Consider the following 25404-nt stretch of genomic DNA (forward strand, 5'->3'; position numbering starts at 1 on the left):
CTGCGTAGCAGCCCCGGGATCTGAGCACCATGCAGAATCGCTGGGGCTGCTACGCAGCCCATCGCGACACGAGGCCGCTCCTACACTGACCGGGTAAACTGCATCGACCTCAGGCGTTGCCAGACAGCTTCAGGCGCGCTGCCTGGGTGAAATCGAGCATGCGCTGCAACGGTTTCACAGCCTTGGGGATCAGCGCCGGTTCGACGAAGATCTCGTTGCTGCCAGTGCGCAGGCAGTCGAGCACCCGCTCCAGGGTGTTCATCGCCATCCACGGGCAATGCGCGCAACTGCGGCATGCCGCGCCGTTACCGGCGGTGGGCGCTTCGACGAACTCCTTGTCCGGGCACAGCTGCTGCATCTTGTAGAAGATGCCGCGGTCGGTGGCGACGATGAAAGTCTTGTTCGGCAACGTCTGCGCAGCCTTGATCAACTGGCTGGTGGAACCCACCGCATCGGCCAGGTCGATCACCGCCTCCGGCGACTCCGGGTGCACCAGAATCGCTGCATCCGGGTACAGCGCCTTCATGTCCGCCAACTGGCGCGACTTGAACTCTTCGTGAACGATGCAGGCGCCATCCCACAGCAGCATGTCGGCGCCGGTCTTTTTCTGGATGTAACGGCCAAGGTGCTGGTCCGGGCCCCAGATGATGGTCTCGCCGTTGTCCATCAGGCTTTCGACGATTTCGAGCGCGCAGCTTGACGTTACCACCCAGTCGGCGCGGGCTTTTACCGCTGCCGAGGTATTGGCATACACCACCACGGTGCGCTCGGGGTGCTGGTCGCAGAACGCCGAGAAGGCCTCTACCGGGCAACCCAGGTCGAGCGAGCAGGTGGCCTCGAGCGTGGGCATCAGCACGCGTTTTTCCGGGGTGAGGATTTTCGAGGTTTCGCCCATGAAGCGCACGCCGGCTACCACCACGGTATCTGCGGCGTGGTTCTTGCCGAAGCGGGCCATTTCCAGCGAGTCGGACACGCAACCGCCGGTCTCCTCGGCCAAGGCTTGGATGATCGGGTCGCAATAGAAGTGTGCCACCAGTACCGCGTTCTGCTTTTTCAGCTCGGCAGCGATGGCCGCACGGTATTCGGCCTCTTGCGCGGGCGTCAGCGGCTGGGGCTGCTTGGCGTCGAGATGGGCCTGAACCAACAGGCGTTCGGAAATCTGGGTCATGATCGCTGGACCTGCGGGGCGCCGTGGCGCGTCAGTCGAGAGTATCACCCGGCCCTGGCAGATCGGCTAATGGCGCCGGACGGCCAGCCGGGGCGGGCCCTCGCGGCCCCTTCTGCGGGCGCGGATTATTATCGGACGGCGAAGGCTACAGGCAATCGAGGCGATGCAAAAGGGGTTTTTACGCCGGGCTGCCCAACGCAATCGCGGGGCCAGCCCACCCCCACGCTGCCCGGTATATCAGGCTTGCGTGCAAGCGCGCTGGCCCCGCGATTAAAGTGCCGCGCGGTGGATCAACCCTGCGGCTGCAACGCCGCTACCTGCGAGCTGATCATCATGGCGAATTCTTCAACGGTCATTTTCTTGCCATTGAAGTCGACCATGCCATCGGCGTACTGCAGGCTGGTCACCACGTCGTTGCCCTGCACGGTAGCCATGCCGCTCTGCACCGCCATCATGCCGACCATTTCACCAGCCTGGCTGGACTGCTGAGCAATGGCCTGGGCATCGGTTTCACCGGCCAACAGCGCTTGCAGCGTGGCCAGGTCGCCAATCATCGGCTTGGACAGGGTGAGCTTGCTGTGCATACGGCTGACCAATTGCTTGCCCAGCTGGTCAGGCGGCAGGTCGAAGGAGCTCGGGTTGGTGAAGTCCATTGCCAGGTTGAAGTGGCTCTCGCCGTTGGCCGTCTTGAACGCCAGTTTTTCCAGCGCGAACTGCGGCTTGCCAGCCAGCAGCTTCTGCACATCGGCTTGCACCTTGGCTTTTTCTTCTGCGCTCAAGTTCAGCTGAGGCAGGCCGTTGCCTTCGGCGGCAGCTTGCTGCATTTCTGGCAGCTTGGTCTGGTACCACTGCACCAGCGCCTGCATGGCCGGGATATCGATGGACTTCATGGTGAAGACCATCTCGCCGCTACCCACTTTGCGCCCGGCATAGGTGATGTCGCCGACCTTGTACTCCAGGCGGCCAGACAGTTTGTCCTCGGCGTCGCCTTCAGCGCTGTACAGGTTGTTCTGCTGCAGGTCCGTCATCAACAGCACGTCCTGGGTCAGGCCGCTGGTGATACGCGCCTCGGCCAGGGCCAGGTCGATGTTGCCGACGTAGATCATGTCATGGCTGGTCTGGCGCATCTTGCCGCCCAGCTTGAAGCCTTTGAGCTCGACCTTGGCCGGCACCTGCTGGGCATCGGCGAAGTTCAGCTCCAGGCTGCCCATATTGCCGTGCACCTCGGCGGCCTTGCCTTCACGGTCACCGCTGACCAGCAACTGCATGCCGGAGAAGTCCAGCACCTTGACGCCTTCCTCTTCGACCTTGACCGGCGCCAGGCGAATATCGCTGTCGACGCTGCCGGTGTAACCCAGGCTCACCTGCGCAGTAACCGGTGGCTTGTCGCCAGCGGCGGCGAACCAGTCGGCGGTGAAGTCGTCTTTTTCCAGCGCGCTGTTGCTGGTGGCCATGACCGGCATCAGCTTGAACGCCTTGACCCGCGACCATGGGAATGGCCCGTGTTCGATATTGTCGACCACGCCAACCTCGAAGTTGAGCGCTTCGGCTTCACCGAACGGGATGTCTTTGGCTTTGATGCGGTAATGGGCGGTGCTGGTAAAGAAGCGCTGCTCCAGCGAGGCCAGCTCGATGGTCATGCTGCCACCCGTGCCGGCCAGGGATTTTTTCAGCTCGGCGTTGCCGTCAGCGATCGAGCGCTCAAGCTCTGCCGGCAGTTGCTGGCCGGTGTACCAGGCGCCAGCGGTGGCGGCGATGGCGATGGCAACTGCCAGGCCGGAAAGGATGCCTACTGATTTCTTCATGAATGGGAACCGTTGCTGTCCATAAGGGGCGAATGCGCAGTGTTACGCGGGCGCCAAGAATATCCCATTGGATGGACCGGCTGCACGAGGCGAAGCGCAAGCAGGGTTGGCAATCAGGCAAAAAAACGGGGTTTCTTGCCTGGAACGCACCCATTGGCCTTAGCCGCACCTTGGATTGAAATACAGGCCGCGCATTCTCTGCACGATAGTGCTCATCGCCCTATTTACATACTGCAACAAGGTGGCAGAATGCCACAACTCTGCGTGACCGCTTTACGCCGCCCCGCTGCACCCCTTCCGCTGCCAGGGCACGAATGCCCTGGCCAATCCTGCAAGGAAATGGACATGAGCACTCTGGATCAATACACCTTCGGCAATGATGGCCAGAATATCGTCATCAAAGAAGGTGCTACGGTGAAGTACGAAGGCAGCGGCAGCCAGAGTGTTCAGCTCGATGGCGGTAGCGTGCAGATTATCCGCGAAAGCAACAACACCCTGGCCTCGGGCAACGTCGATGGGCCAGCCATGGCCGCACTGACCGCCAATGGCCAGGACGATGGCTATGCGCTGGTGTGGAGCTCTACTGACGCTACCTTCGAAGGCGTGGTAGTGGCGCGCTACAGCGCCAGCGGCGAGTTGTTGCAGCGTACCGAAATCGCCAGTGACGAGGTTGATGACCCGTCGGTTACGGTCTTGCCCAATGGGCAGTTCATCGTGGCCTGGACGTCGGAGAATGACGCAACTGACGTTTCTACCGTCTACACCCAGCTGTTTGCAGCTAACGGCAGCAAGGTCGGCAACCCGGTCAAAGTCGCCAGCGCCGGTTTCGAACTCGAAGACGCCACCGTCACAGTGCTGGGGTCGAACAAGTATATTGTCATGTGGGGCGAAACCCATGGCGACGACCGCACCCAGGACGATCTCTACTCCAATGTCAAAGCGGTGGTGTACACCAACGGCAAGGCCGGCGCGGTACAGACGCTGCTGACCGGCAACGCCCAGAAAGGTGAAGCCGACGACATGGCGTTGCATTCGGCGGGTGACGGTAACTACTGGCTGACCTACACCCTGCAGAAATACCAGTTCGATACCGACGGCCAGCAGGTAATGACCCCGACCACGCTGATGGCCACCAAGGTGACCGCCGATGGCAAGCCCATCGCTGGCACCACCGTGACCGTGCAGGAGGTGGTGCCTACCGGTACCGCCAACGCCGAGTACTTCCAGGTTGTGCCGACTTTTACCGGGTTTCTGGTTACCTGGGTCGACACCGGCAGTTCAGACCCCTCGCGCGTGATTCACGCCCAAGCCTATGAATCGAACTTCGAGCCGCGCGGCGACGCTTTCGAGGTGGGAAGCAGTGTCAACGGTTCTTCGGCCATCGCCCTCCCCGACGGCGCATACCTGCTAGCCTGGAACGTCTACGACCCAAATGGCGCCGATGTCTACGTACAACGCTTCAACTACAACGGCAGCGCCATGGATGAGACGCCGATTCTGGTCGGCAAGTCGGCCAGTGGCGAGCAGCTATGGGACGCCCCGACCGTATTGGTACGCGCCGACAACAGCATGGTCGTGAGCTGGTCGACCTCCACTGAGCCCGGCAACAGCGATGATAGTTTTTCTCAAGTCGTGCATGTGCAACATGTCAACGCGCAAGGCTTCCTGGTCGGTAATAGCACGATTACTGAAATCCGCGGTGACGAAGGCGACAACACCCTGCACTGGGTCGGCAGCGACGACGTCACCCTCGACGGCGGCGACGGCAACGACACCGCACAGCTGGACGGCAACCTGGCTGACTTCACCTTTGGCACCGACAAAGAAGGCAATGTCGCAGTCAAGGGCCAGCAGACCACCAGCTTGGAAAGCATCGAACAGATCCGCTTCGATGACGCCACCCTGACCCTCGACACCGGCCGCTTTACCAACGAAAGCGGCAGCACGATCACCATGGAGCCGGCCTCGACCAAACTGAGCGATGGTGGCTACGTGATCGTCTGGGAACAACTCGGCGACGTTGGCCAGCCTAGCGGCATCTGGCTGCAGCAGTACGACAAAGACCAGGACCTGGTTAAAAACGTCCTACTCGACGGCGCCAACGGCAGCAACCCGATCGTTACCGCCGACAAGGACGGTGGCTATCTGGTCGGCTGGACCGCCACCGATTACACCTTCACTGTCCAGGCCTACACCAATGCAGGTGTGGCCAATGGCACGCCGGTCACCATCCACACCCAAGACAGCGACAACCCCAGCGTGCGCGTCGAAGACGCCTCGATCACCGTGCTAAAGAACGGTACCTGGGTGTTTGCCTGGAACGAGGAGATGCGTGATTCGTGGGTGGACCAGCAGGGTAACAATCACTTCTCCGAAGGCGGTGAAGTGTTCATCCAACTGGTCAACCCGGTGACCCACGCGCTGATTGGCGAGCCCATTTCGGTCGATTCCGCCACCCGCGACAATTTCATCTACGCCGAAGAGCCGAGCGTGACCGCCCTGACCAATGGCGGCTTCGTGGTGGTCTGGGAGCGTGAAATCGACGCCACCGATGACGCCGATATCTACATGCAGCGCTATGACGACAGCGGCAAGGCCATCGGCGCGAATGTGCGCGTCAACACCACAACCGCAGGCAGGCAGACGGGCTCCGAGGTCGCGGTACTGGACGATACCAGCTACGTGGTGACCTGGGTCAGCACCAAGCTGGACAAGAACGAAAACGCCATCAGCGGCAATGTGTTCATGCAGCGCTACAGCGCCACCGGCGCCAAGCTGGGCGGCGAAACCCAGGTCAACACCGCAGGCACCGAGATCCAGGGCGAACCTGCAATCACCGCGCTCAAGGGCGGTGGCTACGTGATCAGCTGGGCCACCTCCGATGAAGCCCCGCACAGCGGCCCGGCCAACCTGTACGCGCAGGTGTTCGACAAGAACGGCGTCAAGGTCGGCAGCCAGTTGACCATCGCTTCGGACGCCAGCAACGACCTGTTCCCGGTGGTTGCAGCCACCGACGATGGCGGCTTCATCGTTACCTGGGAAGCGCTGTCGCCTACCCGCGATATCAACAACCGCAATACCTCCGGCGACATCTACAGCCAGCGCTTCGACGCCAATGGCAACTCCACCAAGCTGATCGGCGACAGCGGCGACAACACCATTACCTGGACTGGCGACAGCGCGGTGATTCTCAGCGGTGAGGATGGCGACGACCACCTGGTCGGCGGCAAAGGCAACGACACCCTGATCGGCGGTGCTGGCGATGACGTGCTCGACGGCGGTGCCGGTGCCGACACCCTGGCTGGCGGCACCGGCAACGACACCTACATCGTTGACAACATCAAGGACGTGATCATCGAGAACGAAGGCGAAGGGACCGACACCGTACAGTCGTCGATCACCTGGGCCTTGGGCGCCAACCTTGAGCACCTGACCCTGACCGGCAGCGCCGCAATCAACGGCACCGGCAACGCAGGCGACAATATCCTGATCGGCAACAGCGCCAGGAACGTGCTCACCGGCGGCGCCGGCAATGACACCCTCGACGGCGGCGCCGGCATCGATACCCTGATCGGCGGCACGGGCGATGACAACTATGTCGTCGACCTGCTGGTCAAGGGCACCGGCGCCAAGGCGACCGTGGCGCTGGAAGACACCATCACCGAGAAAGCCAACGAAGGCACCGACACCCTGACCCTGCGCATGGGCAGCGATGCCATCGCAGCGTTCGCCGGGACCGCCGCACTCACCCTGGCCGCCAATCTGGAAAACCTCGACGCCAGCCTGACCGGCGCGCTCAAGCTGAACCTGACCGGCAACGCGGCCAACAACACCCTCACCGGCAACGACGCGGACAACGTGCTCGACGGCAAAGCCGGCATCGATACCCTGATCGGCGGCAAAGGCAACGACACCTATGTGATCGACGACGCCCAGGAACTCGACCTGCTGGTAGAACACGCCGACGAAGGCATCGACACCCTGCAGATCACCTACCGCAACCTGTCGAAAACCACCGCGTTGCAGGTCGACCTGTCCCAGGCCTCGCTGCTGAACGTCGAGAACGTCACCGTTACTGGCACCGGCCTGTTCAACATCACCGGCAATGACGGCGACAACGTGCTGATCGGCAATGCCCTGCGCAACATCATCATTGCCGGCGAAGGCGACGACACACTCAACGGCAAGGGCGGCGGCGACCGCCTGGTCGGCGGCAATGGCAACGACACCTACTACGTCTACAGCGACAAGGACGAGGTGATCGAGGACAACGCCGAGGCCGGCGGCATCGACACCGTGCGCGTGGTGTCCTACGCCAAGAACAGCTACACCCTGGCCGACAACGTTGAAAACGCCATCGTCGACTCGGCCGCTGCCATCAACCTGACCGGCAACAGCCAGGACAACGTCCTGATGGGCAACGCCGCCGCCAACATCCTCGATGGCGGCCTTGGCGCCGACACCATGATTGGTGGCAAGGGCAACGACACCTATATCGTCGACAACGAAGGCGACGTGGTGGTCGAGCTGTTGAACGAAGGCATCGACACGGTCAAGTCGTCCATCGACTACGTCCTGGGCGATAACCTCGAAAACCTGATCCTGCTCGATGGCGCCAGCAACGGCACCGGCAACGACCTGAAAAACAGCATCACCGGCAACAGCGGCAACAACCGTCTGGACGGTGGCAAGGGCGTGGATATCCTGACTGGCGGCGCTGGCGACGACACCTATGTCGTCGACCTGCTGGTCAAGGGCACTGGCGCCAAGGCGACCGTGGCGCTTGAAGACACCATCGTCGAGAAAGCCGGCCAAGGCACCGACATTGTGGAACTGCGCCTGGACGCCAACAGCATCGCCAGCTTCACCGGCAGCGCCTCGATCACCCTGGGCGCCAACCTTGAGAACCTCGACGCTCGTCAGCTGGGCAACCTGTCGATTAATCTCACCGGCAACGCGGCCGATAACGAAATATGGGGCAGCGGTGGCAACAACGTGCTCAACGGCGGCGCTGGCAACGACACGCTGCATGCTGGGGACGGCGGCAACAATGTGCTGATCGGCGGCCTCGGTGCCGACACGATGTATGGCGGTTCGGGCAAGGACACCTTCAAGTTCAACGCCTTGACCGAGTTGGGCCTGGGTGACAAGCAGGATGTGATCCATGACTTCGGCACCGACGACACGCTCGATTTCTCGGCGCTCAAAGGTTACACCTTCAAGGGCACCGGGGCGTTCGACGGCGCCAAGCAGCTGCGTTACGAGGTCGATGGTGACGGCGGTATCACGGTGTATGGCAACAGCAACGCCAACACCGCGCCAGATTTCTCGATCAAGCTGGTCGGCGTTACCGAACTGCATGCCGATCAGTTGACGCTGTAAGGCATACTCGCCCCCTGCCCTGGCCTGCCAGGGCACCCTGCCAATGCCCATGCCTGCCTCGCAGCCATGGGCATTGGCCTGTTCGAACGTTCACTTTTTCACGCATCACCACCCGAATTTCAGGCACATACCCATGGCGACACCCACCCGAACCGAACTTGAGCAAGCGCTTGCCACCTGCAAGAACAGCTTCCTCTCGGTCGGCTTCTTCAGTTTCTTCGTCAACCTGCTGATGCTGGTGCCGTCGTTCTACATGCTGCAGGTGTACGACCGCGCAGTGGGGAGCGCCAGCGAATCGACCCTGTTGATGCTGACGCTGATCATGCTGCTGTTGATGGGCACCCTGGGCGCCCTTGAATGGGTACGCTCGCGCATCATGGTGCGCATCAGTACCCGGCTGGAAACCTTGCTGGGCAAGCGCCTGTTCGATGCAAGCTTTCGCCAGGCCCTGGACAGCGGCGGCATGAACGCTTCGGCGCAGCCGTTGAGCGACCTCAGCAGCCTGCGCCAGTTCTTGACCGGCAATGGCCTGTTCGCCTTCTTCGACACCCCGTGGATTCCGATCTACCTGGCCGTGATGTTCATGTTCCACCCCTGGTACGGCTGGATGGGCGTGATTTGCGCGCTGCTGCTGGGCCTGCTGGCCTGGTTCAACGAGCGCATGACCAAGGCGCCATTGCACAACGCCAACCGCGAGCACATGGCCGCCACCGCCTTTACCAACAAGAGCCTGCGCAATGCCGAGGTGGTGGAGTCGATGGGCATGTTGGGCGACCTGCGCCAGCGCTGGAGCGCGCGGGTGCACAAGGTGCTGAGCCTGCAGAGCGTGGCCAGCGACCGCGCCGGGGCCATCGCTTCGGTATCGCGCACCTTCCGGCAAATCGTGCAGTCGCTGGTACTGGGCCTGGGTGCTTACCTGACCATCAAGCATGAGATCAGCTCGGGGCTGATGATTGCAGGCTCAATCCTGCTGGGCCGGGCGCTGGCACCCATCGACCAGCTGATCGGGGTATGGAAGGGCTTTGTCGGCGCCCGTGGCCAGTATGCCCGCCTGCACGAACTGCTGGAGAAGATCGCCGCACAGCCCGAGCGCATGTCGTTGCCGGCGCCAGTGGGTGCAATCAGCGTCGAAGGCCTGTCGGTGGCCGCACCCGGCAGCCGCACGGCGCTGCTGCGCAACCTGAGCTTCAAGGTTGGCGCAGGCGAAACCGTCGGCATCATCGGCCCCAGCGGCGCGGGCAAATCGACCCTGGCCCGCGCCCTGTTGGGTATCTGGCCAGGCCTTGCCGGCACGGTTCGCCTGGACGGCGCCGATATCACCCAGTGGCGCCGCGAAGAGCTCGGCCCGCACTTGGGCTATCTGCCGCAGGATATCGAATTGTTCGAAGGCAGCATCAGCGAAAACATCGCCCGCTTTGCCAGTGTCGACGCCGCAGCCGTGGTGGAAGCGGCGCGCATGGCCGGGGTGCACGAGATGATCCTGCAACTGCCCCAAGGCTACGACACGCTGATCGGCGCCAACGGCGGCGGCCTGTCCGGTGGCCAGCGCCAGCGTGTGGGCCTGGCCCGCGCGCTGTACCGAAAACCGCGGCTGGTGGTGCTGGACGAACCAAACTCCAACCTGGACGAAACCGGCGAGCGGTTGCTGGCCGAGGCGCTGCTCAAACTCAAGCAGAGCGGCGCCACGGTGTTTGTCATCACCCACCGCTCCGGCGTGCTGGCCGCCGTCGATCGCCTGCTGGTGCTGAACCAGGGCGAGCTGAGCCTGTACGGCCCACGCGACAAGGTGCTCGCCCATCTACAGAACGCTGCAAACCCGCCCGCGCCGAATGCGCAGGCCATCGGTACCCCGCTATGAACCTGAACCTGCAAGCACCGGCCTCGGCGGATGACGCCGACGCCCCACTGCCGGTGGACGACCGCCCGACCCGGCGCATTGGCTACCTGATCGTGCTGGTGACCTTCGGCCTGTTTGGCGGCTGGGCCGCCCTCGCCCCGCTCGACAGCGCCGCCCTCGCCCCAGGCGTGGTCACAGTGAAAAGCTACCGCAAGACCGTGCAGCACCTCGAAGGCGGCATCGTGCGCGAATTGCGCGTGCATGACGGCGATCAGGTCAAGGCCGGCGATGTGCTGCTGGTGCTGGACAACACCCAGGCCCGCGCCGAAGCCGAGATGATCCGCAGCCAGCTGATCGCCGCACAGGCGCTGGAAGAGCGCCTGGTGGCCGAACGGGATGGCCTCGCCGCCCCTGCCCTGCAAGCACGGCTCAACGCCGACGACCCGCGGGTGCGTGAAGCCCGCGAAAGCGAAGCGCGAATCTTCCAGGCCCGTCGCGCTGCGCTGCTGGGCGAAATCAGCCTGCAAGAAAAGACCATGCAGCAGATCCGCGCGCAGATTGCCGGCAACAAAGCCGTGCGCGCCGAGAAAGAGCGCCTGTTGCCGGGCTACGACAGCGAAATCGCCAACCTCGACGACCTGCTCAAGCAAGGCTATGTCGACAGCCAGCGCCTGCAAGAGCGCCAGCGGGACCTGGGCAACATGAAGGCGCAACTGGCCGAACTGCACTCGGACGCCGCCCGCGCCGAACAGCAGATCGCCGAGGCGCAATTGAAAATCCTGCAACTGAACAAGGCTTTTGCCAGTGAGGTGGCTGGGCTTCTGGGCGAGACTCGCAACAAGGTCTACGACCTCAGTGAACGTCTGGGTGCCGTGCAGGACCGCGAGCAACGTACCCAGGTGCTGGCCCCCGAGGCGGGCATGGTGATGGGCATGACCGTACACACCCTGGGCGGGGTCATCAGCCCTGGCACCCCGCTGATGGATATCGTGCCGGCCAATGAAGAGCTGATCGTCGAGGCGCAGATCTCGCCCATGGACATCGACCGCATCAACGTCGGCACCTTGGCCAACATCCGCTTCAGCGCCTTCAAAAGCAGCACCACCCCGGTCATCGAAGGCCGCCTGGTGCAGGTTTCGGCTGACCGCCTGATCAACAAGGACACCGGCGCGCCGTACTACCTGGCGCGGGTTGCGGTGACCGACAACGGCCACAAGGCGCTGGGCCGCCTGGCACTGTTGCCGGGCATGCCGGCCGAAGTGCTGGTCAATACCGGCGCACGCACGCTGCTGCAGTATCTGATGCAGCCCGCCAGCAACGCCTTTGCCCGTTCGCTGATCGAGGAGTGACATGAAGTACTTGTTCATCCTCCTGCTGGGCTTGCCCGGCTTGGCAATGGCCAGCCCTGCGTCGACCGACCTATGGCAGTTGCAGCAAGAAGCCGCCAGCGCCGACCCCCGCGTGCTGCGCGCCCAGGCGGTAATCCGCAGTGGCGCGGGCCGCGAACGCGAGGCGCTGGGCCAGATGCTGCCGCAGATCAGTGCCACCGGTAGCATCAACCGCAGCCGCCGTGACGATGCGCTGAGCCGCACCGAATACAACGGCAAGCGCGTGGCCATGAGCATCAACCAGGCGATCTACGACCCCCAGGTGTGGCGCAGCTACCAGAAGTTCCAGCAACTGACCCGCCAGCGCACCTTCGAGGCCGAAGATACCAGTATCCAGGCCAGCATCGACCTGGCCGAACGCTACTTTGCGGTACTGGCCGCCGAAGACGAACTGCAGCTGGTGCGCGCCGAGCTCGAAGCCACCGAGAAAGACAGCAAGCGCCTGGATGCCATGCTCGCCTACCACATGGCCACCACCCAGGACTCGCAGGCGATGCGCGCCCGCGCAGACAACCTGATCGCCGATGAAATCGAGGCAAGCAACCGCGTGGCCGTGGCCCGCGAGGCGATTTCCGAGCTGGTCGGGCGTGATGTGCAGGAGCCGCTCAAGCGCATCGCGAGCAACGCCACCTACACCTTGCCGGCGCAGTCACGGGCGTACTGGGAAGAGACCGCGCTGCGTGAGAACCCGGGCATCAAAGCCCGCGAACGCAGCCTGGATGCCGCCCAAGCCGCTATCTCGGAGGCCAAGGCGGGCCACTTGCCGCGCCTTGGGCTGAGCCTGACCGCGCTACGCAGCGACATCGGCTATGAAGGCACGCTGACCCCGCGCTCGGACAACTATGTCGCCTCGCTGGACATGCAGGTGCCGCTGTACAGCGGTGGGTCCACCAGCGCACGGGTGGCAAGTTCGATGGGGGATCGGGATGCGGCCGAGCAGGAACTGGAAGCGTTGCGCCGGGAAGTCAAACGCGAAACGGCCACGGCGTTTCTGACCATGAACGCCGAGTTGCAACGCATCAAGGCGACGCGGGTGGCGGTGGAGTCGACGGCCAAGGCCACCGAGTCGTCCAAGGAAGTGTTCAAGCGCGGCATTACCACCAGCACTGACGTGCTGTACAACATCCGCGAAGAGTTTCGCGCACGGCGCGACTTGCAGCAGGCGCAGTACCGCTTCATCACCAGCCTGCTGACCCTGCACCGCTGGCGCGGGCAGTTGACCGACAGTGATATACGTCGGGCCAATGACTGGTTGGTTGAGCCCTGAAGCGGGGTTTGGCTTGGGCGCCATGGGGGCCGCCACGCGGCCCTTCGCGGGGCAAGCCCGCTCCTACACGTACCGCGTGATCATCTAGGAGCGGCCTTGTGCCGCGAACACCGGCGAAGCCGGTGCCCCGAAACAGCGATGCCAACTGTCAGGTGAGTGCCAGGAAGTCTGCCTGGGTCAGGCTCTTGACCCCAGTGAGTGCGATCTCGAAGCCTGGCTCCAGGCTGCCCTCCAAGGTGCCCTGCAGCACGCCTTGCACCAGTTTGACCTGGAAGGCGCCGGTGAAATCCGCACTGCTGTCGATCAACTGGAAGTTGCCGATGGCACTCAAATCGATCAAGTCTTCGCCGCTTTTGAAGTCGGTGATGGTGTCTCGGCCAGCAACACCTTTGCCCAACTGATCCAATGCATCAAAGCGGAACACATCGCTGCCACGCCCCCCGGTGAACACATTCTGGGCGCTGTTGCCGACGAGCACGTTGTCCAACGCGTTGCCGACCAGGTTCAGGCGCACACCCGCTGCCGTTGCGCTGACGTCGAGGTTCTCAAGGTTGGCGCCCAGGGAGATGGTCTTGCTCGCAAGCCCGGCGGTGCCGCCACGTACATGCAAGGTGTCGCTGCCCTGCCCGGCCAGTTCGACAACCTGGTCCTCCAGCGCGTTGGCCGCAGTCAGGTCAACGAAATAGCTGTCGTTCCCGTCCCCGCCGCGCAACGTGTCCACCCCCGCACCGCCGTCGAGGCGGTTATCGCCGTCGTTGCCGATGATGATGTTCTTCAGGCCATTGCCGGTGCCGTCGATGCCGCTGGAGCCTAGCAAAGTGAGGTTTTCAACGTTGGCACCCAAGGTGAAACTGACGTTGGCTTGAACCAGGTCGATACCTTCATTGAAACCTTCGACCACGGTGTCGCCAGCGCCGACCACGTAGGTATCGTTGCCTTTACCGCCCGCCAACTGGTTTGCCGCGCTGTTCTGCGAACCGTCGAGCAGGTTGGCCAAGGCGTTGCCGGTGGCATTGATGGTTGTACTGCCGGTGAGCACCACGTTCTCCAGCGTGGAATTCTGCAGGTCGAAGCTGATGCTGGAGATGACCGTGTCGACTCCTGCGCTGTCGATGATGACATCGCCAGTATCGTCCACGTAGTACGTGTCGTTACCGGCACCACCGTTCATGGTGTCCGCACCCGCGCCGCCGTTGAGCACATTTGCGGCAGCGTTGCCGGTCAGGATGTTGTCCAGGGCATTACCGTTGAGGTCAAAGGCTACCTTGTTGATCAAGGTGCCATTCTCGACGTTGGCGCCGAGGGTGTAGCTGCCTTTGGCCAGCGCGATGGCGATCTTGACCGTGTCGGTGCCCTGGTCGGCCAGCTCGACCACAGTGTCCGCAACGTTGTCGACGGTGTAGGTGTCGTTACCTTCACCGCCGAACATCTGGTCGACGCCAAGGCCGCCGTCAAGGGTATCGTTGCCCAAGCCACCGCGCAGGGTGTCATTGCCGGCCAGGCCCTGGATCACGTTATCGGCATCATTACCGATGATTTCGTTGTCGGCGGTGTTACCCGTGAGGTTCAGCAGCGCCGCGCCGGTTTGCTGCGCGTCGAGGTGCTCAAGGTTGGCGCCCAACACCTGCGTCACCAACTTGATGCCAGTGGTGCCGCCGGTAAGGCGCAGGGTATCGGTACCGGCCGCGGCAGCCTCGATGACGCGGTCTTGCAGCGCGTTGGTGGCGGTCAGGGCAACGATGTAGGTGTCGTCGTCAGCCCCACCCTGCAAGGTATCCACGCCCCCGGCGCCGTCCAGCACGTTGTCGCCACTGTTGCCGATGATGATGTTGGCCAAGTCGTTGCCAGTGCCATTGATATCGGCACTGCCGAGCAGGGTGAGGTTTTCGATGTTGGCGCCCAAGGTACGACTGAAGCTGGTCTGGACCAGGTCAACCCCTTCATTGAACGCCTCGACAGCGGTGTCATTGGCGCCCAGCAGGTAGGTGTCATTGCCCTTGCCACCGGTCAGCACGTTGGCTGCGCTGTTGCGGGTGCCATCTAGAATATTGGCCGCATCGTTGCCGCTGCCGTTGATCGCGGCGTTGCCGGTCAGGGTCAGGTTTTCAAGGCCTGCGGCGAGGGTGTAGGCGATGGACGACTCAACGGTGTCGATGCCTGCGCTGTCGATGATGCGGTCATCGGCATTGTCCACCACATAAGTATCGTTGCCTGCCCCACCGTCCATGGTATCGGCGCCCAGACCACCATCGAGGCGGTTGGCCGCAGCGTTGCCGATGAGGATGTTGTCCAGCCCGTTGCCAGTGAGGTCGTAGGCAACCCGGTTGGTGAGCGTGCCGTTTTCGATATTGGCGCCCAAGGCGTAGCTGCCGCTGGCGGCAATCGCGACCTTGACCGTATCGGTGCCTTCGTTGGCCAGCTCCTCGACCTGGTCGGCGATATTGTCCACCACATAGGTGTCGTTGCCTTGCCCGCCACGCATGAGGTCGGCACCCGCGCGCCCGTCGAGCAGGTCATTGCCGGCAAAACCCAGCAACGTGTCGTTGCCCGCACTGCCCAGCAACGTATCGTCGCCGTCGAGGACATAGGCGTAGGTTTCCAGCGTGTCGCCCTCGGTGAGGGCAAACTCTGCCAGCTCCGCCAGGCTCTTGTTCATACCGGTGACGGTATAGACGAGTGCGCCATTCATGCGGAATGTGCTGGTAGACACCACGCCGCTGACCATATCCCCGAAGTACACGAAGCGGCCGCCAAAGGTCTGGGTGTGAATGCCGTCGCTGATGACCATTGAGGTGCTGGTGGCCTGGGTGACATCCCAGCCCCAGTCCTGCGCGTCGAGAAAGCTGAAAGTGCGGGATAAGGTGATAGTGGCCATGTCGCGTCGCTCATTCCGTTGATAGGGGATCGGGCTGGCAGCACAGGGCTGCGACAAGGCCGATGAACCAGCAGACTAGTTGATCTTGCGGCGAGTAGGAACAACCCTTTTACAAGGTTTTTTGCCTGCAGCAATACCGAAAAGCGCGCACAAAAAAGCCCGCCATGAAGGCGGGCTCTTTCTTGTTGCGTATGGTGGGTCGTGTAGGATTCGAACCTACGACCAATTGGTTAAAAGCCAACTGCTCTACCAACTGAGCTAACGACCCGTTGGATGGCGCGTATATTACTGATTTCCCACAGGAAATCAACACCCTGTGGGAAATTTTTCAGTAGTAGCGCGTCGGGTCTGGTACGCCAGCCGCCTTGAAACCATCGGCGCGCAGGCGGCAGCTGTCGCACTTGCCACAGGCGCGGCCAGCATCGTCGGCCTGGTAGCACGACACCGTGAGGCTATAGTCAACGCCACGCGCCATGCCGGCTTGCACGATCTGCGCCTTGCTCAGGTTCTGCAGCGGCGCCTGGATGCGGAAGCCATTGCCTTCGACACCGGCTTTGGTGGCCAGGTTGGCCATGCGCTCGAACGCTTCAACGAACTCAGGCCGGCAGTCCGGGTAACCGGAGTAATCCACCGCGTTGACACCGATGAAGATATCGCGCGCTTCGAGTACTTCAGCCCAGCCCAGGGCCAACGACAGAAACACTGTGTTGCGCGCCGGTACATAAGTGACTGGGATGCCTTCAGCGGGTGCCTCCGGCACAGCGATGCTGCTGTCGGTCAGGGCCGAGCCGCCGATACCGTTGAGGTTCAGGCCAATCACCTTGTGCTCGACCACGCCCATCTCGCGGGCCACGCGCTCGGCCGCATCCAGCTCGGCGCGGTGGCGCTGGCCGTAATCGAAGCTCATGGTGTAGCAGGCGTAGCCGTCGGCCTGGGCCATGGCAACCACAGTGGCGGAATCAAGGCCACCGGACAGCAGAATTACCGCACGTTTGTCAGTCATGTCTTTTCCTCTCAACGGCCAGGTTCGTCGTTCCACAGAAGCTTGTGCAGCTGCATCTGGAAACGCACGGGCAGATTGTCGGCAACGATCCAGTCAGCCAGGTCAGTGGCGCTCACCTGTTGGTGGCTGGGCGAAAACAGCACTTCACCGGCGCGCTCGGCCAGGTTGTACTGGATCAACTTGGAAACTGCCCAGTCGTAGTCTTCGCGCGAACAGATGACGAACTTGACCTGATCGTTCCGGGTCAGCAGCTCGATGTTCTCGTAACGGTTGCGATGCGACTCCTGGGAACCTGGGGTTTTGAGGTCGACTACACGGCTCACCCGGGTATCGGTCGCCGAGATATCCAGCGCGCCGCTGGTCTCTAGCGATACCTCGTAACCTGCGTCGCACAGGCGCTCCAACAGCGGCACGGCGTTAGGCTGGGCCAGTGGCTCGCCACCAGTGACACAGACGTAACGCGGCTTGAAGCCGGCCACCTGTTCCAGGATGGAGTCGAGGGTACGAAGGGTGCCGCCGGTGAAGGCATAGGCACTGTCGCAGTACTGGCAGCGCAGGGGGCAACCGGTGAGGCGCACAAATACGGTGGGCAGCCCCGCCGTTCGTGTTTCACCCTGCAACGAGTAAAAGACTTCGGTGATGCGTAATGTGTCTTGCATGATCGCCTCGGGCGCGGCAGCTAAACAGGCTGCTCGCCTCTGTCAGGCACTGTCGCGGACTCGACATGGCGTTATCCGCAAAAGCGTGTGAAAAAAGGGCGGCAAGTGTAACGAAAAGCGCCTATTCAGTCCACAAGCACCGGGATCAGGAGCGGCCTTGTGTCGCGATGGGCTGTATCCACAACGAAAAAACCCGCGACAGGCGCGGGTTTGGTCTTGGCGGTACAGCTCAGAGCTTTTGCAGGTCGCGTTGCGCCAGTTGCGCGGCGGAAGTGCCGGGGTACTGGGTGACGACCTGTTGCAAGATACCTTTGACCTTGTCGGTGTGGCCAAGACGGCGTTCGACGTCGGCCAGCTTGTACAGCGAATCTGGCACTTTGCTGTGCTGCGGGTATTGCTGGCTGACCTTGGCAAAGGCTTGCCCTGCAGCTTGCAGGTCACCCTTGGCCAAATTGACTTCGCCAAGCCAGTACTGGGCATTGCCGGCGTACTGACTGTTGGGGTATTTGCGCAGGAAGGCATTGAACGCCTGGCTGGCCTTGTCGAAGTCTTTCTGTTTGATCTGGTCGAAAGCAGCATCGTAATAGAGCTTTTCTTTCGCCGGATCACCCGGCTCGCTGTTGGCGGCCGGTGGCTGCGCGGCGTTGGTGCCGGCGGCCGCACCTGTGGCTGCGCTGTTGGCGCCACCGGTGGAAGAATTGTCTGGAGTCGCGGGTGCAGGTGTACCGGTGCCGATTCGACGGTCCAGGTCCTGATAGCGCTCGAGGTTTTCCTGCTTCATGCGCGACACATCGTTTTGCAGCTCTTCGATGATGCCTTGCTGGCGGGAAATCTGGTCCTGCATCTGTTGCAGTTGCATGAACAGCTGGCCATTTGCAGAAGCAGGGGCCGAAGCCCCTGCTCCGGCATAGGCGCCGCTCGTGCCATAACCCGCAGGTGGCGAACCACCCGCGTTGTCATCTACTACGGGAACCGCAGCCCACGCCGAAAGCGGCAGGCTGAGTGCGAGGACGGTTACAGCACGACGGCACATACGCATAGGAACTTACTTACGCAGTTCTACGCGACGGTTTTGAGCCCAGGACTGCTCGTCGTTGCCGGTAGCAACTGGACGCTCTTCGCCGTAGGAAACCAGTTCCAGCTGAGCAGGGGAAACGCCCTGCAGAACCAGGTAACGCTGGACAGCCTTGGCACGACGCTCACCCAGAGCCATGTTGTACTCGCGGGTGCCGCGCTCGTCGGTGTTGCCTTCCAGGACAACACGGTTGCCGTTGGACTTCAGGTCCTTGGCGTGAACGTCCAGGGCGCGCATGGCTTCTGGCTTCAGATCCGAGCTGTCGTATTCGAAGTAGAAGGTGGTGATTGCGCGCAGGGCGGCTTCTTCGCTCAGGGAACCGTCGACAGCGCCGGTGTTTGCACCGTAGCCAGCGTTCGGATCAACAGCGCCTTCGCCAGCGTTATCGCCGCCTTTGGAGGAGCAACCTACAGCTACAGCCATGGCCAGAGCCAGCGCAGCGAATTTACCAAACTTCAGCATTTCCATCGTGAAACTCCTAATGAAACCCCAGTGTGTTAAGCAAAACGTATTACGCCGCAATCAGTTCAGGTAAGGGGACCAGGACGGTTCTCTGACTTCGCCTTGAGCGGTAGGAAGTGGGAGCCTCACGCGGCCATTAAGCGACACGAGCATCAAGACTCCCCGGCCCTGCTGGCGGGTGGCGTAGATTAGCATGGTGCCGTTGGGCGCAACAGTAGGAGACTCATCAAGACTGGTCTCAGAGAGAATCTTTACACTTCCGCGTTGCAGATCCTGGGCCGCCACCTTGAAGTTGGTGAAGCCTTGTTGGCGATGAATCATCACCAAGGTCTTTTCATCTGCCGACAGTTTAGGGTTGGCGTTGTAGTTACCGACGAAAGTTACGCGCTCGGCACCACCACCGCTGACCGACTGTTTATAGATCTGCGGTTTGCCGCCACGGTCGGAGGTGAAGTAAAGCGTGTTGCCATCCTTGCCCCAGAACGGTTCGGTGTTGATACCGGGGCCGGCAGTGACACGGCTGATCTGGCGCGAGGCGACATTCATTACATAGATGTCGGGGTTGCCATCCTTGGACAGCACGAACGCCAGGCGAGAGCCATCTGGCGACCACGCGGGTGCACCATTGAGGCCTTCGAAGTTAGTGATCTGCTCGCGGCGCCCAGTATCGATGTGTTGAACAAAGATGCGCGGACGCTTCTGCTCGAACGACACATAGGCGATACGCTTGCCATCCGGTGCAAAACGCGGCGACAGGATCGGCTCGCGCGATTGCAGCAGCGTTACAGCACGGGCACCGTCGTAGTCCGAACGTTGCAAGGTGTAACGGGTGTTGTTGGTCGAGAAACGTTCGGCAGTCACGTACAGCATGCGCGTGGAGAACGCACCCTTGATACCGGTGAGTTTCTCGAACGACTGGTCGGCAATGTAGTGCGACATGTCGCGCAGTTGGTCAACGCCGCCAGCGACGCTACCGGTCAGCACTTGCTGTTCGGTGGCAACGTTGAACAGCGCATAGGTGACCTGCAGGCGGCCGCCCGCTGGCACGATGCTACCCACCATCACGTACTGTGCACCCAGTGCTTTCCAGTCGCGGAAGATGACTTCGCTGGCCTGGCTTGGCTGGCTGATCATGTTCTGGCGCGGGATCGGCGCATAGTAACCGGAGTTACGCAGGTCGTTGCCGATAATGTCGGCCATGTCTTCGGGCAGCACGCTGCCGCCCTGCACACCGAATGGCACGACCGCGATAGGGGTTGCCCGGTCACTGCCACTGGTGACCAGGATGTTTTTTTCTTCCGCCATTGCCATGCCCGCTACGCAGCAGAGCAAGACCAGGAGTCCTCTCAGACGTTTAATCACAACGCTAGATCCTCAGGTGTAAATGTCATCTTGAACGAACGATACGGATTGAAATCGCTCGGCTTCAAGCCCTGCATCTCGGTCAACCGGCCAATGTTCTTCACTGCGGCCACTGCCGAGCTGTCGAACGGGCCGTCGCCGCTGGATTTGGCAACGCTCACATTGGTCACGGTGCCGTCCGGCAGCATGTTGATCTGCAGAACTACCGTCATACCCTTGCGCGCAGATGGCGGACGCGCCCAGCCTTCGGCTGCTCGCATGCGGATCAGGTCGTCGAAGTCGCCGGCTACCTGGTCACCCTGCTCATCGGCCAGCGCTTGCTGACGCTCGGTCGAATCGGACAACAGCTCGGCCAGGGCCTGGGCTTTCTTGTCTTCTGCCGACTTGCGTGCAGCTTCCTGTGCCTTTTTCTTCTGGGCGTCTGCAGCGGCCTTTTTCTTGGCCTCTTCAGCAGCTTTTTTCTTCGCATCCTCGGCCGCGGCTTTTTTCTTGGCGTCCTCGGCTGCTTTTTTCTTCGCGTCTTCGGCGGCTTTCTTCTTCGCCTCTTCCGCGGCTTGTTTCTTGGCTTCTTCGTCGGCTACTTTCTTGGCCTCTTCTTCAGCCTTCTTCTTGGCGATGTCAGCCTGCTGCTTTTTAGCTTCTTCGGCCTTTTTGGCTTCGGCGGCCTTTTTCTGCTCGGCAGCCTTGGCAGCGTCATCGGCTTTTTTGGCTTCGGCGGCTTCGCGAGCCTCTTCGGCCTTTTGAGCGGCATCGGCTTTCTTTTGTTCCGCAGCCTTCACGGCTTCCTGCTCGACCTTCTTCTGTTCAAGCTGCTCGACCTCGGTCTGGCGCGCTGCAGTCTTCTTGGCTTCCCCGGCAATCTTCTGATTGGTCTGGGTGGTCGCCTGACTCTTGGACTTGAGCTGATAGAGCGTAGCCTGAACGATGGGCTTGGAAGGCGGCAGTTCCGGCGTCATGGCGAAACTGACGAACAGCAGACCGAACACCAGCACATGCAGGCCAATGGCCCAGACACTGGGCCAGAAGAAGCTTTCCGAGGCGGATGGCTCTCGCTGTTGCATCAGGGCGCCTCGGTAATCAGGCCAACGTTACCGACACCAGCCTTCTGCAACCCGCCCATGGCGCCCATTACCGCACCGTAGTCGACGGACTTGTCGCCACGAATGAAGACTTGGGTCTGCTTGCCCTGGTCGCGACCGGCGGCGATGATTTTAGTCACCGCGGCCGTCATGTCCGGCAAGGTCATGGCCTTGTCCATCTGTTTGTCGGTATCGACTTCACTGCCGAGGTTCCAGAAGTAGGTCTTGTCGGCCTTGATCGAGATGGTGAGGATCTGGACGTTGTTATCCTGCGGCAAGGCTTCACTGGAAACCTTGGGCAGGTCCACCTTCACGCCCTGGTTGAGCATGGGGGCAGTCACCATGAAGATGACCAGCAGCACCAGCATCACGTCGATGTAGGGCACCACGTTCATCTCGGCGACCGGCTTGCGTTTTTGGCGAACTCGGGCCATGGGTTTCTACCTGATCACTCTTCGCTGGTGTGCACTTTACGGTGCAGGATCGCCTGGAACTCGTCGGCGAACGTGTAGTAACGGCCGATCAGCGTTTCACTGCGCGCGGCGAAACGGTTGTAGGCGATTACTGCAGGGATGGCTGCGAACAGGCCGATCGCGGTGGCGATCAGGGCCTCGGCAATACCCGGGGCCACGGTGGCCAAGGTCGCCTGCTGGGCACTGGCCAGGCCGCGGAACGAGTTCATGATGCCCCATACGGTACCGAACAGGCCGATGTACGGGCTGGTGGAACCGACAGTCGCCAGGAATGGCAGGCTCTGTTCGAGCTTTTCTTCCTCGCGGGAGATGGCCACGCGCATGGCTCGGCCAACGCCTTCCATGACCGCATCAGGGTCAACGCCCGGCTGCTGGCGCAGACGCGAGAACTCCTTGAAGCCGGCGCGGAATACCTGCTCTACGCCCGAATCCGGGTCTGGGTTGCTGCCCGCCTGGCGGTACAGCTTGGACAGGTCGATACCCGACCAGAAGCGCTCTTCGAAGGCTTCGAGGGCACGACGACCGGCGCGCAGCATGGTGCTGCGCTGGAAGATCATGATCCACGAAGTCACCGAAGCGGCCACCAGAGTCAACATGACCAACTGAACAACGACACTGGCATTGGCGACCAGGCTCCACATGGAGGTATGGTCGACGACGTTTGCTTCCACGCTTATTCTCCTGCGTTGGATTGAGTACCCGCGCCATCCGCCAGAAAGGCGTCCCGCAGTGCTGCGGGCATGGCTCGGGGTTTGAAAGTGTCGGCACGCACTGCGGCCACCAGAAACTGCCCTTCGCAGAGCAGCGTTTGATCTTTTGTACGCCAGACCTGCTGCACGAAGCGCAGGCTGGCACGGTTCAATTCGGTTACTTGCGCGGTGACCTGCAGCTCGTCATCCAGCCGCGCCGGCGCGTGGTAGCGCGCTTCGCTGGAATGAACGACGAACAAAAGGTTGTCCCCGGCCAGCTGCAACTGGGAAAACCCCAGGTGTCGCAGGCGTTCGGTACGCGCACGCTCCATGAACTTGAGGTAGTTGACGTAGTACACCACCCCGCCTGCGTCGGTGTCTTCGTAATAGACGCGACAGCGGTGTGCGAACGGTTCCAGCCCATTTTGCGCGCGCATACTCTAGTGCTTACTCCTGTACTTGCCAATCCGCCCCGGCAACTGTTTTTGCATCGATGGTGTCTTATTGCCAGCGGCGAACCTGCGTGCCTGCGGTAGGACCACGAAAACGCCGATTCGATCTGTCATTCATCGTCCTGCGCCGAATATTCCCCGCCCTCGCAGAAGCGCCCTGGAATGTTCAGGCCAAAGTGCAGGTAGGCATGACGGGTGACGACCCGGCCGCGCGGGGTGCGCATGATATAGCCCTGCTGAATGAGGTAGGGCTCAAGCACGTCCTCGATGGTGTGGCGCTCTTCGCTGATGGCCGCGGCCAGGTTGTCGACCCCCACCGGGCCGCCATCGAACTTCTCGATCATGGTCAGCAGCAGGCGGCGGTCGGAATGGTCAAAGCCGCGCTCGTCGACATCCAGCAGGTTCAGTGCCATATCGGCCACTGCCTTGGTGATATCGCCCTTGCCGCGCACCTCTGCGTAGTCACGCACACGGCGCAGCAGGCGGTTGGCGATACGTGGGGTGCCACGGGCACGGCGCGCAATCTCGAAGGCGCCTTTGTCTTCGATGGCAAGGCCCAGGATGCCCGCCGAACGGCTGACGATGGTGGCCAGGTCGCGGTCGCTATAGAACTCCAGGCGCTGGACGATACCGAAGCGGTCGCGCAACGGGTTGGTGAGCATGCCGGCACGGGTAGTGGCGCCAACCAAGGTAAACGGCGGCAGGTCGAGCTTGATCGAACGGGCCGCCGGGCCTTCGCCGATCATGATGTCGAGCTGGAAGTCTTCCATCGCCGGGTAGAGCACTTCTTCGACCACCGGGGAAAGCCGGTGAATCTCGTCGATGAACAGTACATCGTGGGGCTCAAGGTTGGTCAGCATGGCGGCCAGGTCGCCTGGGCGCTCAAGGATCGGGCCCGAGGTGCTTTTCACCGACACGCCCATTTCGTGGGCAATGATGTTGGCCAGGGTAGTTTTGCCCAAGCCCGGCGGGCCGAAGATCAAGGTGTGGTCGAGCGACTCGCTGCGACCCCGCGCCGCCTGGATGAACAACGCCATCTGCTCGCGGACCACCGGCTGGCCGATGTAGTCTTCCAGGCGCAGGGGGCGGATGGCCCGGTCCTGGACTTCTTCGCGGTCGCGGCCGGAGGCGGCGATCAGGCGGTCGGTCTCGATCACTTGGTAATCATCCCTTTGAGGCTGCGGCGGATCAGCTCTTCACTGCTGAGGTTGGCCTTGCCCTCGATGGCCGAAATGGCCTTGCTCGCCTCTTGAGGCTTGTACCCCAGCGAAACCAGGGCACTGACCGCATCGGCCTCGGCATTGGAAACGCCGGCCACCGGCAGCGGGCCATCAGACACCAGGGCGAACATCGAAGGCGAGGTTTCCCAGGCCTTGAAGCGGTCCTTGAGCTCGACCAGCAGCCGCTCGGCGGTCTTCTTGCCGACACCCGGCACACGCACCAGCGCCGAGGCATCCTGAGCCTGCACGCAGCGCACCAGTTCATCGGCTTCAAGGCCGGACATCAGGGCCAGCGCAAGCTTGGGGCCAACGCCATTAAGACGGATCAGCTCGCGGAACAGCTCACGCTCGCGCTTTTCGAAGAAGCCGTAGAGCAGATGGGCGTCTTCGCGCACGACAAGGTGGGTGTGCAGCGTGACGGTTTCGCCGAGCTTTGGCAGGCGATACAGCGTGGTCATGGGGACCTCGAGCTCATAGCCCAGACCGCCCACGTCAATAATCAGGTGCGGCGGCTGTTTCTCCGCCAGGGTGCCGCGCAAACGTCCAATCACGTTCCGATCCTTCCTCTCGGGTGCCGGCCGAAAACCGGTTCACCCTATCAGCAAATGTGCAGGGTGAATGTTTCACCCGGACAAAATGTGTATCAGCGCATGAAGCCGCTACAGACGCAAGCGCCCGCCGCGTCGCCGCGCCGTGCTCAGCCCATGGGGAATCAGGCTGGAGCGGGTATGGGCATGGCACAGGGCAATGGCCAGGGCGTCGGAAGCGTCGATCTGTGGTTTTTTGGTGAGTTTGAGCAGGTGCATGACCATCAGCATGACCTGTTCCTTGTTGGCCCCGCCGCTGCCGGCGACCGCCTGCTTGACCTGGCTGGCGGTGTATTCGGCGATTTCCAGGCCTGCCTCGGCGGCGGCGACGATGGCAGCGCCGCGGGCCTGGCCAAGCTTGAGCGCAGAGTCGGCATTGCGCGCCATGAACACCCGCTCGATGCCCATGGTCACCGGGCCATGTTGACGGATGATTTCGCTTACGCCGCGAAAAACCACCAGCAAGCGGTCGTGCAGCTCGCCATCGCCGGTACGGATGCAACCTGAGGTGACGTACTCGCAGCCGCGCGCAGTATGGCGAACGACGCCGAAACCGGTGATGCGCGAGCCGGGGTCGATACCAAGAATCAGAGTCATAGCGCCTACGGATGTTTGGGGATT

The 25404-nt window shown here is 61.9% G+C and carries 19 protein-coding genes and 1 tRNA gene; 4 read left to right on the forward strand and 16 right to left on the reverse strand.

The genetic code is table 11. The annotated features are described in order from the left end of the window. Positions 1–109: 109 nt before the first annotated feature. Positions 110–1168: a quinolinate synthase NadA gene (gene nadA, locus HU720_RS12980; protein ID WP_186520331.1), complete on the reverse strand. Its 1059-nt coding sequence runs from the start codon at positions 1166–1168 to the stop codon at positions 110–112. 290 nt (positions 1169–1458) lie between these two features. After that, positions 1459–2973 (reverse strand): YdgA family protein, encoded by a 1515-nt coding sequence (locus HU720_RS12985; RefSeq protein WP_186520332.1) that lies wholly within the window; start codon positions 2971–2973, stop codon positions 1459–1461. Positions 2974–3318: 345 nt separating this feature from the next. On the opposite strand from HU720_RS12985, the gene HU720_RS24520 reads away from it, so the two are divergent. The 4 genes from HU720_RS24520 (at position 3319) to HU720_RS13020 (ending at position 12847) form a co-directional block, all read left to right on the forward strand. After that, positions 3319–8355 (forward strand): calcium-binding protein, encoded by a 5037-nt coding sequence (locus HU720_RS24520; RefSeq protein WP_272969295.1) that lies wholly within the window; start codon positions 3319–3321, stop codon positions 8353–8355. Positions 8356–8488: 133 nt separating this feature from the next. After that, complete coding sequence (locus tag HU720_RS13010) at positions 8489–10213, forward strand: type I secretion system permease/ATPase (protein WP_186520333.1); 1725 nt, start codon at positions 8489–8491, stop codon at positions 10211–10213. Beyond that, a complete protein-coding gene (locus HU720_RS13015) occupies positions 10210–11541 on the forward strand; it encodes an HlyD family type I secretion periplasmic adaptor subunit (RefSeq protein WP_186520334.1) in 1332 nt (443 codons plus the stop codon). The genes HU720_RS13010 and HU720_RS13015 overlap by 4 nt, the downstream gene beginning before the upstream one ends. A 1-nt stretch (position 11542) precedes the next feature. Next, entirely contained in the window at positions 11543–12847 is a 1305-nt protein-coding gene (locus tag HU720_RS13020) for a TolC family protein (RefSeq protein ID WP_186520335.1), read from the forward strand. 148 nt (positions 12848–12995) lie between these two features. Here HU720_RS13020 and HU720_RS13025 read toward each other — a convergent pair whose 3' ends face one another. From HU720_RS13025 to ruvC, 14 genes are all read right to left on the reverse strand, one after another. After that, positions 12996–15722 carry a calcium-binding protein gene (locus HU720_RS13025; protein WP_186520336.1) on the reverse strand — a complete coding sequence of 909 codons (2727 nt, stop codon included), beginning with the start codon at positions 15720–15722 and terminating at the stop codon, positions 12996–12998. 192 nt (positions 15723–15914) lie between these two features. Then, positions 15915–15990: transfer RNA gene (locus HU720_RS13030), tRNA-Lys, on the reverse strand. Positions 15991–16050: 60 nt separating this feature from the next. Then, the gene (queC, locus tag HU720_RS13035) at positions 16051–16725 is read right to left on the reverse strand and encodes a 7-cyano-7-deazaguanine synthase QueC (protein WP_186520337.1); all 675 of its coding nucleotides are present in this window, start codon (positions 16723–16725) and stop codon (positions 16051–16053) included. Positions 16726–16736: 11 nt separating this feature from the next. Next, positions 16737–17384, reverse strand: a complete 648-nt coding sequence (queE, locus tag HU720_RS13040) for a 7-carboxy-7-deazaguanine synthase QueE (RefSeq protein WP_186520338.1) — start codon at positions 17382–17384, stop codon at positions 16737–16739. A 229-nt stretch (positions 17385–17613) separates the two neighbouring features. Then, positions 17614–18423, reverse strand: coding sequence for a tol-pal system protein YbgF (ybgF, locus tag HU720_RS13045; protein WP_186520339.1), 810 nt, complete (start codon positions 18421–18423; stop codon positions 17614–17616). Positions 18424–18429: 6 nt separating this feature from the next. Continuing rightward, positions 18430–18927: a peptidoglycan-associated lipoprotein Pal gene (gene pal / locus HU720_RS13050; RefSeq protein ID WP_008090230.1), complete on the reverse strand. Its 498-nt coding sequence runs from the start codon at positions 18925–18927 to the stop codon at positions 18430–18432. 54 nt (positions 18928–18981) lie between these two features. Beyond that, a complete protein-coding gene (gene tolB / locus HU720_RS13055; RefSeq protein WP_189659887.1) occupies positions 18982–20232 on the reverse strand; it encodes a Tol-Pal system beta propeller repeat protein TolB in 1251 nt (416 codons plus the stop codon). A 47-nt stretch (positions 20233–20279) separates the two neighbouring features. Further along, positions 20280–21344, reverse strand: a complete 1065-nt coding sequence (tolA, locus tag HU720_RS13060; protein ID WP_186520341.1) for a cell envelope integrity protein TolA — start codon at positions 21342–21344, stop codon at positions 20280–20282. After that, complete coding sequence (gene tolR / locus HU720_RS13065) at positions 21344–21796, reverse strand: protein TolR (RefSeq protein ID WP_186520342.1); 453 nt, start codon at positions 21794–21796, stop codon at positions 21344–21346. Before tolR ends, tolA begins: the two co-directional genes overlap by 1 nt. A 14-nt stretch (positions 21797–21810) precedes the next feature. After that, positions 21811–22506 carry a protein TolQ gene (gene tolQ / locus HU720_RS13070; protein ID WP_186520343.1) on the reverse strand — a complete coding sequence of 232 codons (696 nt, stop codon included), beginning with the start codon at positions 22504–22506 and terminating at the stop codon, positions 21811–21813. A 2-nt stretch (positions 22507–22508) separates the two neighbouring features. Beyond that, positions 22509–22961, reverse strand: a complete 453-nt coding sequence (gene ybgC, locus HU720_RS13075; RefSeq protein WP_186520344.1) for a tol-pal system-associated acyl-CoA thioesterase — start codon at positions 22959–22961, stop codon at positions 22509–22511. 125 nt (positions 22962–23086) lie between these two features. Then, the gene (gene ruvB / locus HU720_RS13080) at positions 23087–24133 is read right to left on the reverse strand and encodes a Holliday junction branch migration DNA helicase RuvB (RefSeq protein WP_186520345.1); all 1047 of its coding nucleotides are present in this window, start codon (positions 24131–24133) and stop codon (positions 23087–23089) included. Continuing rightward, positions 24130–24747: a Holliday junction branch migration protein RuvA gene (gene ruvA / locus HU720_RS13085; protein WP_186520346.1), complete on the reverse strand. Its 618-nt coding sequence runs from the start codon at positions 24745–24747 to the stop codon at positions 24130–24132. The genes ruvB and ruvA overlap by 4 nt, the downstream gene beginning before the upstream one ends. Before the next feature lie 108 nt (positions 24748–24855). Then, a complete protein-coding gene (gene ruvC / locus HU720_RS13090) occupies positions 24856–25380 on the reverse strand; it encodes a crossover junction endodeoxyribonuclease RuvC (protein WP_186520347.1) in 525 nt (174 codons plus the stop codon). Positions 25381–25404 lie beyond the last annotated feature (24 nt).

This window comes from Pseudomonas sp. SWRI51, from assembly GCF_014268825.1.
GTDB classification, from domain to species: Bacteria; Pseudomonadota; Gammaproteobacteria; order Pseudomonadales; family Pseudomonadaceae; genus Aquipseudomonas; species Aquipseudomonas farsensis.

Coding starts and splice junctions, on each gene's coding strand:
- nadA (WP_186520331.1), bottom strand. CDS start 1,168: ATGACCCAGATTTCCGAACGCCTGTTGGTTCAGGCCCATCTCGACGCC.
- HU720_RS12985 (WP_186520332.1), bottom strand. CDS start 2,973: ATGAAGAAATCAGTAGGCATCCTTTCCGGCCTGGCAGTTGCCATCGCC.
- HU720_RS24520 (WP_272969295.1), top strand. CDS start 3,319: ATGAGCACTCTGGATCAATACACCTTCGGCAATGATGGCCAGAATATC.
- HU720_RS13010 (WP_186520333.1), top strand. CDS start 8,489: ATGGCGACACCCACCCGAACCGAACTTGAGCAAGCGCTTGCCACCTGC.
- HU720_RS13015 (WP_186520334.1), top strand. CDS start 10,210: ATGAACCTGAACCTGCAAGCACCGGCCTCGGCGGATGACGCCGACGCC.
- HU720_RS13020 (WP_186520335.1), top strand. CDS start 11,543: ATGAAGTACTTGTTCATCCTCCTGCTGGGCTTGCCCGGCTTGGCAATG.
- HU720_RS13025 (WP_186520336.1), bottom strand. CDS start 15,722: ATGGCCACTATCACCTTATCCCGCACTTTCAGCTTTCTCGACGCGCAG.
- queC (WP_186520337.1), bottom strand. CDS start 16,725: ATGACTGACAAACGTGCGGTAATTCTGCTGTCCGGTGGCCTTGATTCC.
- queE (WP_186520338.1), bottom strand. CDS start 17,384: ATGCAAGACACATTACGCATCACCGAAGTCTTTTACTCGTTGCAGGGT.
- ybgF (WP_186520339.1), bottom strand. CDS start 18,423: ATGCGTATGTGCCGTCGTGCTGTAACCGTCCTCGCACTCAGCCTGCCG.
- pal (WP_008090230.1), bottom strand. CDS start 18,927: ATGGAAATGCTGAAGTTTGGTAAATTCGCTGCGCTGGCTCTGGCCATG.
- tolB (WP_189659887.1), bottom strand. CDS start 20,232: ATGGCAATGGCGGAAGAAAAAAACATCCTGGTCACCAGTGGCAGTGAC.
- tolA (WP_186520341.1), bottom strand. CDS start 21,344: ATGCAACAGCGAGAGCCATCCGCCTCGGAAAGCTTCTTCTGGCCCAGT.
- tolR (WP_186520342.1), bottom strand. CDS start 21,796: ATGGCCCGAGTTCGCCAAAAACGCAAGCCGGTCGCCGAGATGAACGTG.
- ybgC (WP_186520344.1), bottom strand. CDS start 22,961: ATGCGCGCGCAAAATGGGCTGGAACCGTTCGCACACCGCTGTCGCGTC.
- ruvC (WP_186520347.1), bottom strand. CDS start 25,380: ATGACTCTGATTCTTGGTATCGACCCCGGCTCGCGCATCACCGGTTTC.